Source organism: Stenotrophomonas sp. 63632_Sma, from assembly GCF_056482875.1.
In genome coordinates this window covers 3,070,833-3,085,608 of sequence record NZ_CM151220.1, presented here as the reverse complement: position 1 = coordinate 3,085,608, position 14,776 = coordinate 3,070,833, and the positions used below count along the sequence as shown (strand labels likewise).

The 14,776-nt window shown below is 67.3% G+C and carries 12 protein-coding genes and 2 tRNA genes; 7 read left to right on the top strand and 7 right to left on the bottom strand.

Annotated elements, in window-relative coordinates:
• Positions 1-4 precede the first annotated feature (4 nt).
• The 7 genes from ACZK45_RS14350 to ACZK45_RS14320 are packed head-to-tail and all read left to right on the top strand — an operon-like array spanning position 5 to position 6,905.
• Complete coding sequence (locus tag ACZK45_RS14350; RefSeq protein ID WP_478444861.1) at positions 5-1,333, top strand: acetylglutamate kinase; 1,329 nt, start codon at positions 5-7, stop codon at positions 1,331-1,333.
• 3 nt (positions 1,334-1,336) lie between these two features.
• Positions 1,337-1,939 carry a GNAT family N-acetyltransferase gene (locus ACZK45_RS14345; protein WP_049401159.1) on the top strand — a complete coding sequence of 201 codons (603 nt, stop codon included), beginning with the start codon at positions 1,337-1,339 and terminating at the stop codon, positions 1,937-1,939.
• Positions 1,936-2,889 carry an N-acetyl-gamma-glutamyl-phosphate reductase gene (gene argC / locus ACZK45_RS14340; RefSeq protein ID WP_293797344.1) on the top strand — a complete coding sequence of 318 codons (954 nt, stop codon included), beginning with the start codon at positions 1,936-1,938 and terminating at the stop codon, positions 2,887-2,889. The genes ACZK45_RS14345 and argC overlap by 4 nt, the downstream gene beginning before the upstream one ends.
• 20 nt (positions 2,890-2,909) lie before the next feature.
• Complete coding sequence (argH, locus tag ACZK45_RS14335; protein ID WP_478444860.1) at positions 2,910-4,205, top strand: argininosuccinate lyase; 1,296 nt, start codon at positions 2,910-2,912, stop codon at positions 4,203-4,205.
• Positions 4,205-4,468: a YciI family protein gene (locus tag ACZK45_RS14330; protein ID WP_024958392.1), complete on the top strand. Its 264-nt coding sequence runs from the start codon at positions 4,205-4,207 to the stop codon at positions 4,466-4,468. The genes argH and ACZK45_RS14330 overlap by 1 nt, the downstream gene beginning before the upstream one ends.
• A gap of 11 nt (positions 4,469-4,479) precedes the next feature.
• Positions 4,480-5,637 (top strand): glutamate 5-kinase, encoded by a 1,158-nt coding sequence (proB, locus tag ACZK45_RS14325; RefSeq protein ID WP_099480726.1) that lies wholly within the window; start codon positions 4,480-4,482, stop codon positions 5,635-5,637.
• A complete protein-coding gene (locus ACZK45_RS14320) occupies positions 5,634-6,905 on the top strand; it encodes a glutamate-5-semialdehyde dehydrogenase (protein WP_478444859.1) in 1,272 nt (423 codons plus the stop codon). Before proB ends, ACZK45_RS14320 begins: the two co-directional genes overlap by 4 nt.
• A gap of 137 nt (positions 6,906-7,042) precedes the next feature.
• On the opposite strand, the gene pgaD is transcribed toward ACZK45_RS14320, so the two are convergent.
• The 7 genes from pgaD to ACZK45_RS14285 form a co-directional block, all read right to left on the bottom strand.
• Positions 7,043-7,513: a poly-beta-1,6-N-acetyl-D-glucosamine biosynthesis protein PgaD gene (pgaD, locus tag ACZK45_RS14315; RefSeq protein ID WP_032129407.1), complete on the bottom strand. Its 471-nt coding sequence runs from the start codon at positions 7,511-7,513 to the stop codon at positions 7,043-7,045.
• Positions 7,510-8,766, bottom strand: a complete 1,257-nt coding sequence (pgaC, locus tag ACZK45_RS14310; RefSeq protein WP_010486660.1) for a poly-beta-1,6-N-acetyl-D-glucosamine synthase — start codon at positions 8,764-8,766, stop codon at positions 7,510-7,512. Before pgaC ends, pgaD begins: the two co-directional genes overlap by 4 nt.
• A gap of 1 nt (position 8,767) precedes the next feature.
• On the bottom strand, positions 8,768-10,654 hold the full coding sequence (gene pgaB / locus ACZK45_RS14305; protein ID WP_032129408.1) for a poly-beta-1,6-N-acetyl-D-glucosamine N-deacetylase PgaB: 1,887 nt from the start codon (positions 10,652-10,654) through the stop codon (positions 8,768-8,770).
• 1 nt (position 10,655) lies between these two features.
• The gene (gene pgaA / locus ACZK45_RS14300; protein WP_121505065.1) at positions 10,656-12,683 is read right to left on the bottom strand and encodes a poly-beta-1,6 N-acetyl-D-glucosamine export porin PgaA; all 2,028 of its coding nucleotides are present in this window, start codon (positions 12,681-12,683) and stop codon (positions 10,656-10,658) included.
• A gap of 343 nt (positions 12,684-13,026) precedes the next feature.
• The gene (locus tag ACZK45_RS14295; protein WP_478444858.1) at positions 13,027-14,232 is read right to left on the bottom strand and encodes a CynX/NimT family MFS transporter; all 1,206 of its coding nucleotides are present in this window, start codon (positions 14,230-14,232) and stop codon (positions 13,027-13,029) included.
• A gap of 222 nt (positions 14,233-14,454) precedes the next feature.
• Positions 14,455-14,531: transfer RNA gene (locus tag ACZK45_RS14290), tRNA-Pro, on the bottom strand.
• A gap of 140 nt (positions 14,532-14,671) precedes the next feature.
• Positions 14,672-14,748 (bottom strand) — tRNA-Pro (locus ACZK45_RS14285).
• Positions 14,749-14,776 lie beyond the last annotated feature (28 nt).

The window sequence follows — 14,776 nt, the reverse complement described above, 5'->3', positions numbered from 1 at the left end:
CGAAATGTCTCCTGCCCTCCAGCCCCACCGCCAGACCCGCCAGACCATCGTGCGCCTGCTTTCCAGCATGGCCAGCGCGAAGGAGATCAGCCAGTACCTCAAGCGCTTCTCGCAGCTGGACGCCAAGCGCTTTGCCGTGGTCAAGGTCGGCGGCGCGGTGCTGCGCGACGATCTCGACGCGCTGACCTCTTCGCTGTCGTTCCTGCAGGAAGTCGGCCTGACCCCGATCGTGCTGCACGGCGCCGGCCCGCAGCTGGATGCCGAGCTGTCGGCCGCCGGCATCGAGAAGCAGACCGTCAACGGCCTGCGCGTGACCTCGCCGGAGGCGCTGGCGATCGTGCGCCGGGTGTTCCAGCAGTCCAACCTGTGCCTGGTGGAGGCGCTGCAGCAGAACGGCGCGCGTGCCACCTCGATCACCGGCGGCGTGTTCGAAGCCGAGTACCTGGGCGTGGACACCTACGGCCTGGTCGGCGAGGTGAAGAAGGTCAACCTGGCGCCGATCGAGGCCAGCCTGCGCGCCGGCTCGATCCCGGTCATCACCAGCTTGGGCGAAACCGCGGGTGGCCAGATCCTCAACGTCAACGCCGACTTCGCCGCCAACGAGCTGGTGCAGGAGCTGCAGCCGTACAAGATCATTTTCCTGACCGGCACCGGCGGCCTGCTGGACGAGCAGGGCAGCGTGATCGATTCGATCAACCTGTCCACCGAGTACGACCACCTGATCGCGCAGCCGTGGATCCACGGTGGCATGAAGGTGAAGATCGAACAGATCAAGGACCTGCTCGACCGCCTGCCGCTGGAATCGTCGGTGTCCATCACGCGCCCGGCTGACCTGGCCAAGGAACTGTTCACCCACAAGGGCTCGGGCACGCTGGTGCGCAAGGGCGAGAAGGTGCTGCGCGCCACCGCGTGGAACGAGCTGGACCTGCCACGGCTGAAGGGCCTGATCGAATCCAGCTTCGGCCGCACGCTGGTGCCTGACTATTTCCAGAAGACCAAGCTGCTGCGCGCCTATGTCAGCGAGAACTACCGCACCGCGGTGATCCTCACCGACGAAGCCGAGGGCGTGTACCTGGACAAGTTCGCCGTGCTCGATGATGCACAGGGTGAAGGCCTCGGCCGCGCGGTGTGGAACGTGATGCGGGATGAAACGCCGCAGCTGTTCTGGCGTTCGCGCAATGGCAACCCGATCAATCACTTCTACTATGCTGAATCCGATGGCTGCTACAAGCAGGGCCATTGGAAGGTGTTCTGGTACGGCGCCGATGGCATCGACCGGATCAGCACCTATGTCGACCACTGCGCCCAGCGCGCACCGAGCCTGCAGGGCTGAATGATGGACCATTCCGATCACTGGACTACGATTCCCACCCTGCGCGGCCAGCACGTGACACTGCAGCCGCTGCAGCCCGAGCATGTGCCTGGCCTGCGCGCCGCCGTGGAGGGCAGCGGCCTGGACCAGCTCTGGTACACCCAGGTGCCTTCGCCGGAGCGGGTCGAGCACTATGTGCAGGCCGCGCTGCAGGCACAGGCGGAAGGCAAGGTGCTGCCGTTCGTGATCCTCGATGCGGCGGGTGACATCGTGGGTACCACCCGCTTCTACGACCTGGATGCCGGCGTGCCCAAGCTCAGCCTGGGTTACACCTGGTATGCACCGCGCGTGCAGCGTACCGGCGTAAACACCGAAACCAAGCTGTTGCTGCTGCAGCACGCCTTCGAAACCATGGGCTGCATCAGCCTGGTGCTGGAAACCAGCTGGTTCAACTTCACCTCGCGCACCGCCATCGCCCGCCTCGGCGCCAAGCAGGACGGCGTGCTGCGCAACCACAAGCGGCACGCCGACGGCACGCCGCGCGACACCGTCATCTTCTCCATCATCGATACGGAATGGCAGGGCGTGAAGCGCCACCTGCAGTACCGCCTGGACAGCCACGCATGAACGATTCGACTTTCACCCTGGGCATCGTCGGCGCCCGTGGCCATACCGGTGCCGAGCTGATCAAGCTGGTGGCCGCACATCCGCGGCTGAAGCTGGCCTTCGTGTCCTCGCGCGAACGCGCCGGGCAGCGCCTGTCCGACCACCATCCGGAGTTCCAGGGCGAGCTGCAGTACGAGAATCTGGACGCCGACGCGGTGGCCGCCAAGGGCGTGGACGCGGTGATCCTGGCCCTGCCCAACGGCCTGGCCGCACCGTTCGTGGCCGCACTGGAAGCGGCGAAGCCGGACACCGTCATCGTCGACCTGTCGGCCGACTACCGCTTCGACAACAGCTGGTACTACGGCCTGCCGGAGCTGACCCGAGGCCGCTACAACGGCCAGAAGCACATCAGCAACCCGGGCTGCTATGCCACGGCGATGCAGCTGGCGGTGCATCCGCTGCTGGACCTGCTGGCCGGTCCGCCGCAGTGCTTCGGTGTGTCCGGCTATTCCGGCGCCGGCACCACGCCGTCGGACAAGAACAACGTCGAACTGCTCGCCGACAACCTGATGCCGTATGCGCTGACCAACCACGTGCACGAGCGTGAAGTGTCGGTCCAGCTGGGCGTGGCGGTTGAATTCATGCCGCATGTCGCGCCGCATTTCCGCGGCATCACGCTCACCGCCAACCTGTGGCTGAACCGCGTGCAGACCCGCGAACAGATCGTCGAGCGCTTCCAGCAGGCCTATGCGGGCGAACCGCTGATCGAGGTAGTGGATGAAGCGCCGTGGGTCAGCCGCATCGCCGGCCGCCACGGTGCGCAGGTCGGTGGCTTCACCCTGGCCCCGGGCGGCAAGCGGGTGGTGGTGGTGGCGACCCTGGACAACCTGCTGAAGGGCGCGGCCAGCCAGGCCATGCAGAACCTCAACCTCGCGCTGGGCATCGACGAACTGACGTCGATCCCGCACTGAACACGTATTCCGGAGCCCCCATGGCAGACCTTCTTTGGCAGAAGCCCGGCGTCGCCGTCGACGCCCAGATCCAGACCTTCCTCGCCGGCGATGACGTGATCCTCGATCGCGAATTCTTCCTGCACGACATCGCCGCCAGCGCCGCGCATGCACAGGGCCTGCAGCACATCGGCATCCTCAGCGCCGATGAACTGGCCGGCCTGCTGCGCGAGCTCGACGTGCTGGCGCAGGACTTCCGCGAAGGCCGCTTCGTGCTGGACACGCAGTACGAAGATGGTCATTCGGCGATCGAAGCGCGCTTGACCGAACGCCTCGGCGATGCCGGCCGCAAGATCCACACCGGCCGCAGCCGCAATGACCAGATCCTGGTCGCCACCCGCCTCTGGCTGAAGGAGAAGCTGCAGCGTGTGGCCCAGCTCAGCGCCGAGGTTGCCAAGGTCGCGCTGGACCGTGCGCAGGCCGAGAAGGATCTGCCGATCCCCGGCTACACCCACATCCAGCGCGCCGTAGTGTCCTCGGCCGGCATGTGGTGGGCGGGCTGGGCCGAGGCCTTCATCGACAATGCCATCCGCGCGCGTGACACCCATGCGCTGGTCGATGCCAATCCGCTCGGCACGGCTGCCGGCTACGGCGTGAACCTGCCGCTGGACCGCGAGCACACCACGGCCGCGCTCGGTTTCGCGCGCATGCAGATCTCGCCGATCTACGCACAGCTGTCGCGCGGCAAGTTCGAGCTGGCCGCGCTGGAAGCGCTCGGTGGTGCCACGCTGGACCTGCGCCGCATCGCCTGGGACCTGTCGCTGTTCACCAGCGCCGAGTTCGGCTTCGTCGCGCTGCCGGCGCAGTACACCACCGGCAGTTCGATCATGCCCAACAAGCGCAACCCGGACGTGATCGAGCTGATGCGTGCGACCCACGCCAGCGTCGCCGCCGCGCGCACCGAGATCGAGCAGCTGCTGTCGCTGCCCTCGGGCTACCACCGCGACCTGCAGTCGTCCAAGGGTGCCATCTTCCACGGCTTCGGCCGTGGCCTGGCCGCGCTGGAGCTGCTGCCGGCGCTGCTGGCCAACCTGGAATGGCGTGACGACAAGCTGCGTGCGGCCATCGATTCGGGCATGTATGCCACCGACGTGGCGGTGGAAGCGGCCGTGGCCGGCGTGCCGTTCCGTGAGGCCTACAAGGCCGCTGCGGCCGGTGCCGACAGTGCAGGGCAGGGGCGTACCCCGGAAGGCAGCCTGGCCGCACGCGTATCGCCGGGTTCGGCCGCCGACCTGCGCCTGGACGAACTGCGCGCGCGCTGGCAGGCGCTGTCCTGATGACGGGCACTGTCTACCTGGTGATGGCGATGCGCCGGCCGGACTTCAACGATGCAGCGGTGCAGCCGCACCGCGATTTCCTCGATGCGTTGCAGGCGCAGGGCAAGCTGCAGCTGACTGGTGGTTTCGCCGACGGCAGTGGTGGCGCCTATGTGCTGTGCAACGTGGACAGCCTGGCGCAGGCGCAGGCCATCGTCGCCACCGATCCGCTGGTGACGATGCAGGCCTCCGAGCTGACCGTGCACGAATGGAACACCCGCTGAGAGACTGACTGATGACCCTGCACGCCGCCAACGCCGCTTCGCCGTTTCCGCAACAGGCGCTGCCGCCGTGGCGGCGTGCGGTGCTGAAAGTCGGCAGCAGCCTGCTGGCAGCCGATGGCGGCGGCCTGTCACCACGCCACGCGCTGGGCCTGGCCCAGTTCGTCTCGGCCAATGTCCTGGCCGGGCGCGAAGTGGTGATCGTGTCTTCCGGCGCTGTCGCTGCCGGGCGCGCGATCCTGCCGCGGGCCGATGAACCTGGCGCGGCGATGGCGGCGCGGCAGGCGCTGGCTGCGCTCGGCCAGGCCCAGCTGATCGGGCTCTGGCAGCGCTTCTTCGAGCGCCCGGTGGCGCAGGTGCTGCTGACCCATGACGACCTGCGCAACCGCCGCCGCTACCTCAACGCCCGCGCCACGCTCAACGAACTGCTGCGGCTGGGAGCATTGCCGGTGGTCAACGAGAACGACACCGTGTCGGTGGACGAGCTCAAGCTTGGCGACAACGACAACCTGGCGGCGACGGTGGCGGCGCTGGTCGATGCCGATGCGCTGTTCATCGCCACCGATATCGATGGCCTGTACAGCGCCGACCCGCGCACCGTGGCCGACGCGCGGCCGCTGCACGACGTGCCGGAACTGAGTGACGAGGTGCTGGCGATGGCCGGCGGCGCCGGCTCGCGCGCCGGTACCGGCGGCATGCGGACCAAGCTGGAAGCGGCAGCGAAGGCGGGTCGTCTCGGCATCGAGACCTATCTGTTCAATGGCCGCAGCGGTGACGTGGTACGCGCGCTGGCCCAGGACCGCCTGTTCGGTACCCGTATCCACGCCGCGCGCAGCCGTGAGGCGGCCCGCAAGCACTGGCTGCGGCACGCGCCGCTGGTCGAGGGTGCGATCGTGATCGATGCCGGCGCGGCGCAGGCGATGCGCGAGAAGGGCGCCTCGCTGCTGCCCGGCGGCATCACCGGCGCGGAGGGCATGTTCCGCCGTGGCGACATGGTGCAGGTGTGCTGGAACGCGCCACAGGGCCGCGTCTGCGTGGCGCGCGGCGTCAGCCAGTACGCGGCCGATGATGTGCGCCGGATCGCTGGCCGCCATTCGCGCGACATCGAGGCCGTGCTGGGCTACAACTACGGTGGCAGTGTCGTCCATCGCGACGATCTGGTGCTGCCATGACCGGTTTGAAGGACTCCCCGATGAGCGAAATCGAAGCGCAGGCGCGTGCCTGCCGTGACGCGGCCCAGATCGTTGCCGGCCTCGACAGTGCGGCGCGCCGCACGCTGCTGCTGGCAATGGCCCAGGCGCTGGAAGTGAGTGCCGGGCTGATCCTGGCCGGTAATGCGCGCGACCTTGCCGCTGCGCGCGAGAAAGGCATTGGCAGTGCCATGCTCGACCGCTTGGCGCTGGACCCGGCACGCCTGTTCGCGATGGCCGAAGCCGTGCGTGAGGTCGCCGCGCTGCCCGATCCCGTCGGCCAGATCACCCGCGACGATGTGCGTCCAAACGGCATCCGCGTGCAGAAGGTGCGCGTGCCGCTGGGCGTGATCGCGATGATCTACGAGGCGCGCCCGAACGTGACCGCCGAAGCGGCCGCGCTGTGCCTGAAGGCCGGCAATGGCGTGATCCTGCGCGGTGGTTCCGAAGCGGTCCACTCCAACACCGCCATCGCCCAGGCGCTGGCCGGCGCCCTGCAGGCCAATGGCGTACCGGCGGCGGCAGTGACCGTGCTGACCGACCTGCGCCGCGAAGCAATGCTGGAGCTGCTGCAGCTGCATGAACTGATCGATCTGGCGATTCCGCGCGGCGGCGAAGGCCTGATCCGCTTCGTCGCCGAGCATGCGCGGGTGCCGGTGATCAAGCATTACAAGGGCGTGTGCCATCTGTTCGTGGATGCCAGCGCCGACCTCGGCAAGGCCATTGATCTGCTGGTGGATGGCAAGTGCAGCCGCCCTGCAGCCTGCAACTCGCTGGAAACGCTGCTGGTGCACCGCGAGGTGGCCGAAGCGTTCCTGCCGCGCGTGGCGCAGGCGCTCGGCGAGCGCGGCGTGCAGCTGCGCGCCGATGCGCAGGCGCAGCCGCTGCTGCCGGGCAGCATGTTGGCCACTGAAGACGACTATGCCGCCGAGTTCCTTGATCTGGTGCTGGCGGTACGCGTGGTTGACGATCTCGACGCTGCCATTGCGCACATCCGTGCCTACACCTCCGACCATACTGAAGTGATCGCCACCGAAGACGCGGGCAACGCCGAGCGCTTCGTCACTGCGCTGCGCTCGGCGGTGGTGATGGTCAATGCGTCCTCGCGTTTCTCCGACGGCGGCCAGCTGGGCCTGGGCAGCGAGATCGGCATCTCCACCACGCGCCTGCACGCGTACGGCCCGATGGGGCTGGAGGCACTCACCGTCGAGCGATTCGTCGTGCGCGGTGAAGGGCAGACCCGCAAGTAGATCCACGCCATGCGTGGATGCTCTTCGCGGTAGACCCCGGTGCCGACCAAGGTCGGCACCCACCAGAGAGAACGCCGACCAAGGTCGGCATCTACCAAAGCAAGTGCCGACCAGGGTCGGCACCCAGGGCAATCGAGTTACACCACCTCGCGGCGGATGCCGATCGGCCGCGCGTGGTCGTCCATGTGCAGCGTGGCGGCCTTGCAGCCCAGCAGGCGTTCGGCCAGGCCGGTGCTGGCCCCCAGGTCGGCGGCCACTTCGTTGAGGCTGGCCAGCGGCCGCGGCAGGCGCCGGTCGTGGCCGCGGAAGCGCGCGCGGTTGTACTCGGCCCAGCCGATCAGCAGTACGCTGGCGCACAGCAGCATCAGCGGCAACGCCACCAGCACATAGGGGTCGAACTGGCTTTGCCGTTCGTACAGCTGCTGCCAGGCCAGCTGGCCGCCGACCAGCCACGACACCAGGGTGACCAGTGGCGCCCACAGGTAGAAGTAGAACCCCCAGAACGCGAGGGTGACGAAGCCCCAGGCGGTGCGCTGGAAGCGTGGTTGGCGATGCGGCTTGCGGATCATCCGCGAGTCGAAGCGGTTGGACGGGCGTTGTGCGTTCATCGGATCCCTCGATCGGGACTGGTCCAGGTGGCGCGCTTGCTGCGACGGCGCAGCAGGGTTTTCGGCAACGCCACCAGGGTGGTGGAAAGGCTGATCAACCAGTACGCCATCGGGTACCAGATGACCCAGAAGTAGTTGCGTCCAATCTGTGTTTCGTAACGACGGTCGATGATCAGGCTGCTGGCGAACTGCAGCAGGCAGACCAGGGCCAGGATCACGCCATGCCACTCCGGCAGCAGGCTGGCGATATGCAGTTGCGGGGGCAGTTCGATGAACTTGCCCAGCGCCCACAGCACCACGATGAACAACATGGTGTAAGCCCAGATCACGCTGAGCACGTACTCCAGCAGTACGCCCCACATGCGCCGCTCCTTCCAGTGCAGCAGCGAGCGGGCGTGGCGCAGCATCACCTCCACGCCGCCCTGGGCCCAGCGCAGCCGCTGCCGCCACAGCCCCTTCAGGGTTTCCGGCATCAGGATGAAGCATAGTGCGTTGGGTTCGTAGCGGATGTCCCAGTGCGCGCGCTGCAGGCGCCAGCTGATGTCGATGTCTTCGGTCACCATGTCATCGGACCACCAGCCGACCTGGTGCAGCGCGGTGCGGCGGAAGCCGGCGATCACGCCGGAGATGGTGAAGATGCGCCCGTACACCCGCTGCGCGCGCTTGATCATGCCGATGATCGAGGAGAACTCGGCCACCTGCAGGCGTCCGAGCAGGGTGGAGCGGTTGCGGATGCGCGGGTTGCCGGTGACCGCGCCGACCCGGTTGCCGCTGACCAGGTGCCAGATCATCCAGTGCAGCGCGTGTTCTTCCAGCATCGCGTCGCCGTCGATGCACACCAGGTATTCCGAGCGTGCGGCGAGCGCCCCCATGCGCAGCGCATTGGCCTTGCCGAGGTTGCGGTCCAGGTGCAGCACGCGCAGCCGTGGGTGCTTTGCCGCCAGGGCGTCCAGCCGCGCACCCGTGTCGTCGCTGCTGCCGTCGTCGATGGCGATCACCTCATAGTCGGCCGGGTAGCGCTGGGCCAGCGCCGCGCCGAGTGTGTCGTCGAGGTTTGCCGACTCGTTGTGGCAGGGAATCAGCAGGCTCGCGAACGGTGGATCGACCATCAGCGGCGGGTCGTTGCGTGGGCGCGAATGGCGTTCGCGCCGGAAGTAGTAATACAGGCCGCCCGACATCCAGAAGAATGCCATCACCATCGGGTAGTAGAAGGCGAACTGGAACAGGACCTGCAGCAACGGATGCATGTCCATGTCACTTCTCCGGGTACGGGAAGTTGCCGGCGGACATTGCCGCGCGGGCATCGCGGGTGGAGGGCTGGTCGGCGATGAAGTCGTCCGGGTACCAGGCGAAGTGGTGCACGCCCTGCGCCTGCAGCTGGCGGATCTGCGCGCGCAGGCGCTCGGCAGGAATCGGTTGCCCGCTGCGCCAATCGACGGTCTGCAGTTCGAACAGGGTGTGCTGCAGCTGTGGGTCATGTGCACGCACCGCGGCCAGCAGCTGGTCGAGCCAGCGTTCCGGATGCTTGCTGCCTTCCATCCACGGCATCGCCATCAGTGCGGTCTGGTCGTAGGCCTTGTTGAACAGGTCCAGGCGCTGCGCGAACCAGGCTTCGCTCTGCGGGCGCAGCACCGGCTCCGCGTACAGGTTGCGCACCGTGGCCAGCTTCGGCCGCCAGCGCTGCGCGCTGTTGCGCAGCGCCAGGGTGAAGTCGATCAACGCCTGCGTGCGTGCGCTGCCCCCATCGCCGGCCGCCAGCGTGGGCAGCTCGGTATCGCGCAGGTACCCATCGTCATGGAACAGCAGGCCCTCGAAGTAGGAGTTGACCGCCAGATCCTCGTAGAGGTCGAGCATGACCTGGCGCGCCTGGGGATTGGTGAAGTCCAGCCGGTACATGCCATCGGCATCGCCGTTGCGGATCGCCAGCGCCTTGCGCTGCACCGGGTCGGGCAGCTCGAAGCCGAGTACCGGCAGCCATGCGTAGACCTTCACCCCCGCACGCGATTTCAGCTGCCAGGCGACGCGACTGAACAGGTCCGCGCGCATCGGCATGTGGCGGTTGGGGAAGTACAGTGCATCGGCGGTGTTGTTGCCGTCCGGGTCGGCGAACGCCTGCAGGTAGACGTGCGTCGGTGCGATGCGCTTGACCCGCTCGATCAGTGCATCCAGATTGCGCGCCTGCTGTGCGGGCTCGGGGTCGTAGACATCATCCAGGTCGATCTGCAGGGCACGGATGCCATCGAGCGCGACGTCGCGGCGCAGCTCGTAGGCCAGCCCTTCCACGGTCGGGTTGTCGCTGACCAGGAAGCGCGCCAGGCCATGCAGGTCGCTGGCCACCGGCGTGCTGCGGCCCTCCAGATCGAAGGACACCGGCATGCCCAGCTGCTCGGCGATGTCGTTGCTCAACTGGTTGTAGGCCGCGTATGGCCATACGATGGCGCGCGGGCGCACGCCCAGATGCTGCTCGATGCGCTGCACGCTGCGCGAGAGATCGGCGCGCAGGCGTTGCGCGTACTGCGCCTCGCTCTCATAGCTGCGCGTGGCGGGGTTGTAAACGCGGGTCACGACAGCCGGGGTGGAGTTCCCCTGTGGGTTGGCGAGCACCCCGTGGTGCAGGTCGTCGGTATGGCTGGCCACTTCGATCAGGCCGCTGTCGTGCATCTGCTTCAGCTGTGCCCAGGTGATGAAGTCGTCGCGGCCGAACGGCCGGTAGCCATAGTCGATGGTGCGGCCAGGTGCCATGTCCACGTAGTCGGTGATCACCGCCACCAGCGCCGGATAGCGGTAAGCCTGCAGCAACGGGAAGGCCTTGTCGTAGACGCTGCGCAGGCCGTCATCGAAGGTCAGCAGTACCGGTTTCGGTGGCAGCGTGGCGCGTCCCCGGGAGGCGTCGATCACCTGCGACAGCGACACCGGGTGGTAACCGTGTGCCCCCAGCCAGTCCAGATGGGCGGCGAAGTTCTGCGTGCTCACCGCATAGGTATCGGCATCCCCCTTGGCTGCGACCTGATCGCGGATGTCGTGGTAGCTGAGGATCAGCAGGCCGTTGTCGATCGCATCGAGATGCAGGGCCTGCTGCGCGAAGGCCGGCGGCGCAGCCGACAGCAGCAGGAGCACGATCAGGCGCAGGATGCGGGTCATGTCAGTCTCCCCAGCGCAGTGCGGCTTCGAAGCCGATATGGCGTTCGCGATGGCCGTCGTAGACCGGCCGCGACCAGCGCACGCCATACTCGAACACGCGGCCCTGGCCCAGCTGCCACTCGTGCATGTATGACACCGACGGCACCAGTGCACTGCCGAAGCCGTCCTGCCAGTAATCGCCCAGCGAGACGGTCAGCCGGTGGCGGAAGTGGCGTTCGTAGTGGCGCCACAGCTGCTGGTCGATGCGCAGGCCGATCTCGACCATGCGATCACGCTTCGGGTTGAAGTAGGGAGCATCATCGCGGCTGCCGCGACTGGTGTATGCACTGCCCAGGCCATCGATCAGCCACCGTGGGCGTGTCAGCAGCCGCTGCTCGACGCTGGTGCTGAACAGTTCGCGATGGTTGCCATCGTCGTAGCGGAAGCGGCTGGCGCCGAACATCCAGTGCGTGCGTTCGCTGCGCCGGTAGTCGACCTGCGCGCTGACGCTGTCGGCAGTGATGCCGGCCACGCGCGCCTGCATTGATGCATCCGGATCATTGCGTGCGGCGGTCAGTCCGGCATGCCAGTGGTCGTTGAACTGCCAGCCCGCGCCGACGCGCAGGCCGGTATCACCGATGTGGTCGTTGGCGCGCAGCACTGCAGCTTCCGCATCCAGACGGCCGAATCGGTAGCGTACGCCCGCGCCCAGCCACAGCGGGTCGATGCGCTGGTCCTGGAAATCGACCGAGCGCCGGTCGGCGAAGGCGAACAGCCGCCAGCGATCGTCGAGTACGGGTGTCTGGACTTCCATGCCATAGCGGCGGTCGTCGTTGCCCAGTGGCGAGGTGCCACCACCGCCGGAACTGCGTCCGATGTCGGTCCATGCCTTCAGCTGCCAACCGCGGTGCGCGCGCCAGGCCTGGTCCATGCGTTCGACGGCGGGCTGGGTGGGGTAGCGCGCGACCAGATCGTCGTGCAGCGGTCGCGCCAGGTCATCGCGCTGCAGGGCGACGTAGGCTTCCTGCATGCCCAGCCGTGGCTCGATGTCGCGCGGGTCCAGCGCATGCGCCATCTGTTGCCGTTGCAGCGCCCTGCGTGGCCAGCCGCGCATCATGTACACGCTGCCCAGCGCGCTCTGCAGGCCGCCGTTGCCCGGTGCGATGTCGACCATCGATTCCAGATCGCGCTGCGCGGTGGGCAGGTCACCGCTGTAGGCGCGCACCATCGCCAGGTTGAGGTCGGCTTCGTAGCGCGACCAGTTTGGATACGGCGACTTGCCGTTGCTCCAGCGCCAGGCAGGTTCCTTGTCGCGCCACGCCTGCAGCAGGTCGACGGCCTTTTCCTGCTGCTCGCTTTCCAGGTAGGCGTAAGCCAGTTCCGAATGCGAGGCGTCGCGCGTCGGATCGCCTGCGACGGCCGCCTGCAGCACCGGAATGGCTTCTTCCGGATGCAGCGTGCCCATCAGCGAATCGCCGACCGCAGGAAGAACATAGTCGGGCAGGGCATGGCCTTCAGCCTGCAGTGCGCGGGCTTCTTCTCGCACCTGCGCATGGCGGCCCAGCCGGTTGAGCAGGATCAGCCGGTCCATGCGGATGCGCAATGGCGCCTGCACAGGTGGGGTGCCTTCGCTGCCCAGATAGCGCTGCATGCGCGCCAGGGTCGATTCGGCTTCTTCCAGCCGGCTGTCTTCGCTGCTGCTGTAGGCCAGGCTCCAGACCACCAGCTTGGCCAGGTAGTCGCCTTCGATGCGTTGCTTCTGAGCAGCGTCGAACAGTTGCGGGCGCTGCTGGTACAGCTCCCAGGCGCGCCAGGCATTGCCGATGTCGCCCAGGGTCAGGACGCGCAGCTTGAACAGCAGGTCGTCGTTGGGCTGCTGCTGGCTGGCGCGCTCGATCGCGCCGAGCGCATCCAGCCAACGGGCCTGGTCGCGGTAGCGGCCGATCTCGGCCAGGGCCGCCTCGCGGTCAGGCGGGGCAGCGCTGCTGGCCCAGGCCAGGGCGGTACAGGCAAGGCCGACGCAGAGCGCCAGCCGGCGGTGGACAACCATTGGGGACCCCCTTGGCTTCCGAACCAGACAACCTGAAAAATGTGACGCACATCACATGCCAGATTTTGGGATGGCCGTGGCCTGCGTCACTCCCCTCGCGAACTCCCATCCAGCAGGGATGGGCGAAACCAGGACAGCGACCTGCAATGTCTTGTCTGAAACGAGAGTCCCCCGCACACCGAGTGGTGGCCTGGGCGGCGCTGCCGCCCCGATGCCCGATGCCGGCACGCGGCAAGGATGGGCATTCGTGGGCACTATCCGCCCGGAATTGTCAGCCCGGCGTCAAAATGCGCAGACGGGCTGACGAGCGGTAGGTGGGGCCGGTTGCGAGGCCCCACGTGGCTTACCAGAGGTCTTCCAGCTTGCGCGGCTTGCAGGCCACCCAGGAGGCGCACAGCATCAGGGTGGCGCAGCCGAACAGGAAGCTGAATGGGATCGTCCAGCCGTCGCTGACGGTGTGCAGCCAGCCGACCAGGAACGGCCCCAGGCAGCTGAAGCTGTAGCCCACGCCCTGCATGAACCCGGACAGCGCGGCCGAGCCGGTGGGGGTGCGGGTGCGCAGGTTGATCAGGGTCAGCGCCAGCGGGAAGGTGGACGGACCGACGCCGAGCAGGCAGGCCCACAGCAGCGGCGCCTTCATCGGGGCCACAAGCAGGCCGGTGAAGGCGATCACGAACGAGAAGAAACCGATCAGCACCAGCGGGAACGGGTTATGCAGGCGCACCGCCATCGACGGAATGACCAGCGACGGCAGCAGGCCCAGTGCCGAGAACACGGCGACCATCACGCCGCCGAACGCGGGCGTGCCACCGGCCTCGACCACGATGCGCGGCAGCCAGGTGAACATCGAATAGGTCATCAGCGAGGTCATGCCGAACATCAGCGTCATGCTCCAGCCCAGCGACGTGCGCCAGACCTTGCCGTGCGGCTGTGCGGTGGGATCGGTGGCGTCGGCCTGCGGCTTCGGTGCGCGCCTGGCCAGCAGCAGCCACGGCAGGGCGGCGGCCAGCGCCAGCAGCGCCCACATGCCCAGCGATACGCGCCAGCCCGCAGCATTCGCCACCGGCACTGCCAGCAGCGCCGGCAGCATCGTGCCCAGCTGCAGCACGCTGATGTACAGCGTGCTCATGGTGCCAACCTTGTTGGCGAAATAGCGCTTCACCAGCGGCGGCACCACCACGTTGCCGATGCCCATGCCGGCCAGTGCAACCACCGAACCGAGCAGCAGCGTGCCGACGTTGCCGGCGCTGGAACGCAGCAGCAGGCCGGCCATCGCCATCACCATCGCCAGCAGCGTGGTGCGTTCCAGGCCCAGGCGCCGCGCCAATGCCGGCGTGGCCACGCCGAACAGCGCGAACGAGGCGGTCGGCAGCATGCCCAGCACGCCGGTCATGGTGGTGCCGAAGCCGAACTGCTGGCCGAGCACGTCCAGCAGCGGGGTGATCGAGGTGACCGCAGTGCGCAGGTTGACCGCTGCCAGCAGGATCGCGGCAAACGCGAGGACACGACCGTGCAGCAGCGACGGCGAATCGGAAGGGGAGGAACTCATCGGTGGTCCTTGCAGGTGTCGCACGCCGCAGCAACGGCATGCAGCGCCGGCATCGGTCTACGCCGAAGCGGCAGGTGGGGGGGGGGGCTGCAGGAGGGCCGGCAGCGCGGCCATTGTACGTGCGCTGCGCGGCAAGGTCCCGTCACGCGGGCGGCCTGGCGCTTGATACAAAAAAACCCGGAGGACAGTGATGTCTTCCAGGCTTCTTGGTGACCACCGAAGTGGTCGGGGAGACAGGATTCGAACCTGCGACCTCTACGTCCCGAACGTAGCGCTCTACCAGACTGAGCTACACCCCGAAGGGAGCCGCCTATTCTAGCGATTCACCCCGATGGCGGCAAGGGGTGAATGCTGTTTTCTTCACACTGCCGAAGCAGTGCCACTTCAGGGAACAAAAAAGCCTGGACGACTTCACCAGGCTTCAATGCGACCACTTGAGTGGTCGGGGAGACAGGATTCGAACCTGCGACCTCTACGTCCCGAACGTAGCGCTCTACCAGACTGAGCTACACCCCGAAGGAGCCGCCTAAGATACCGTGTGAAG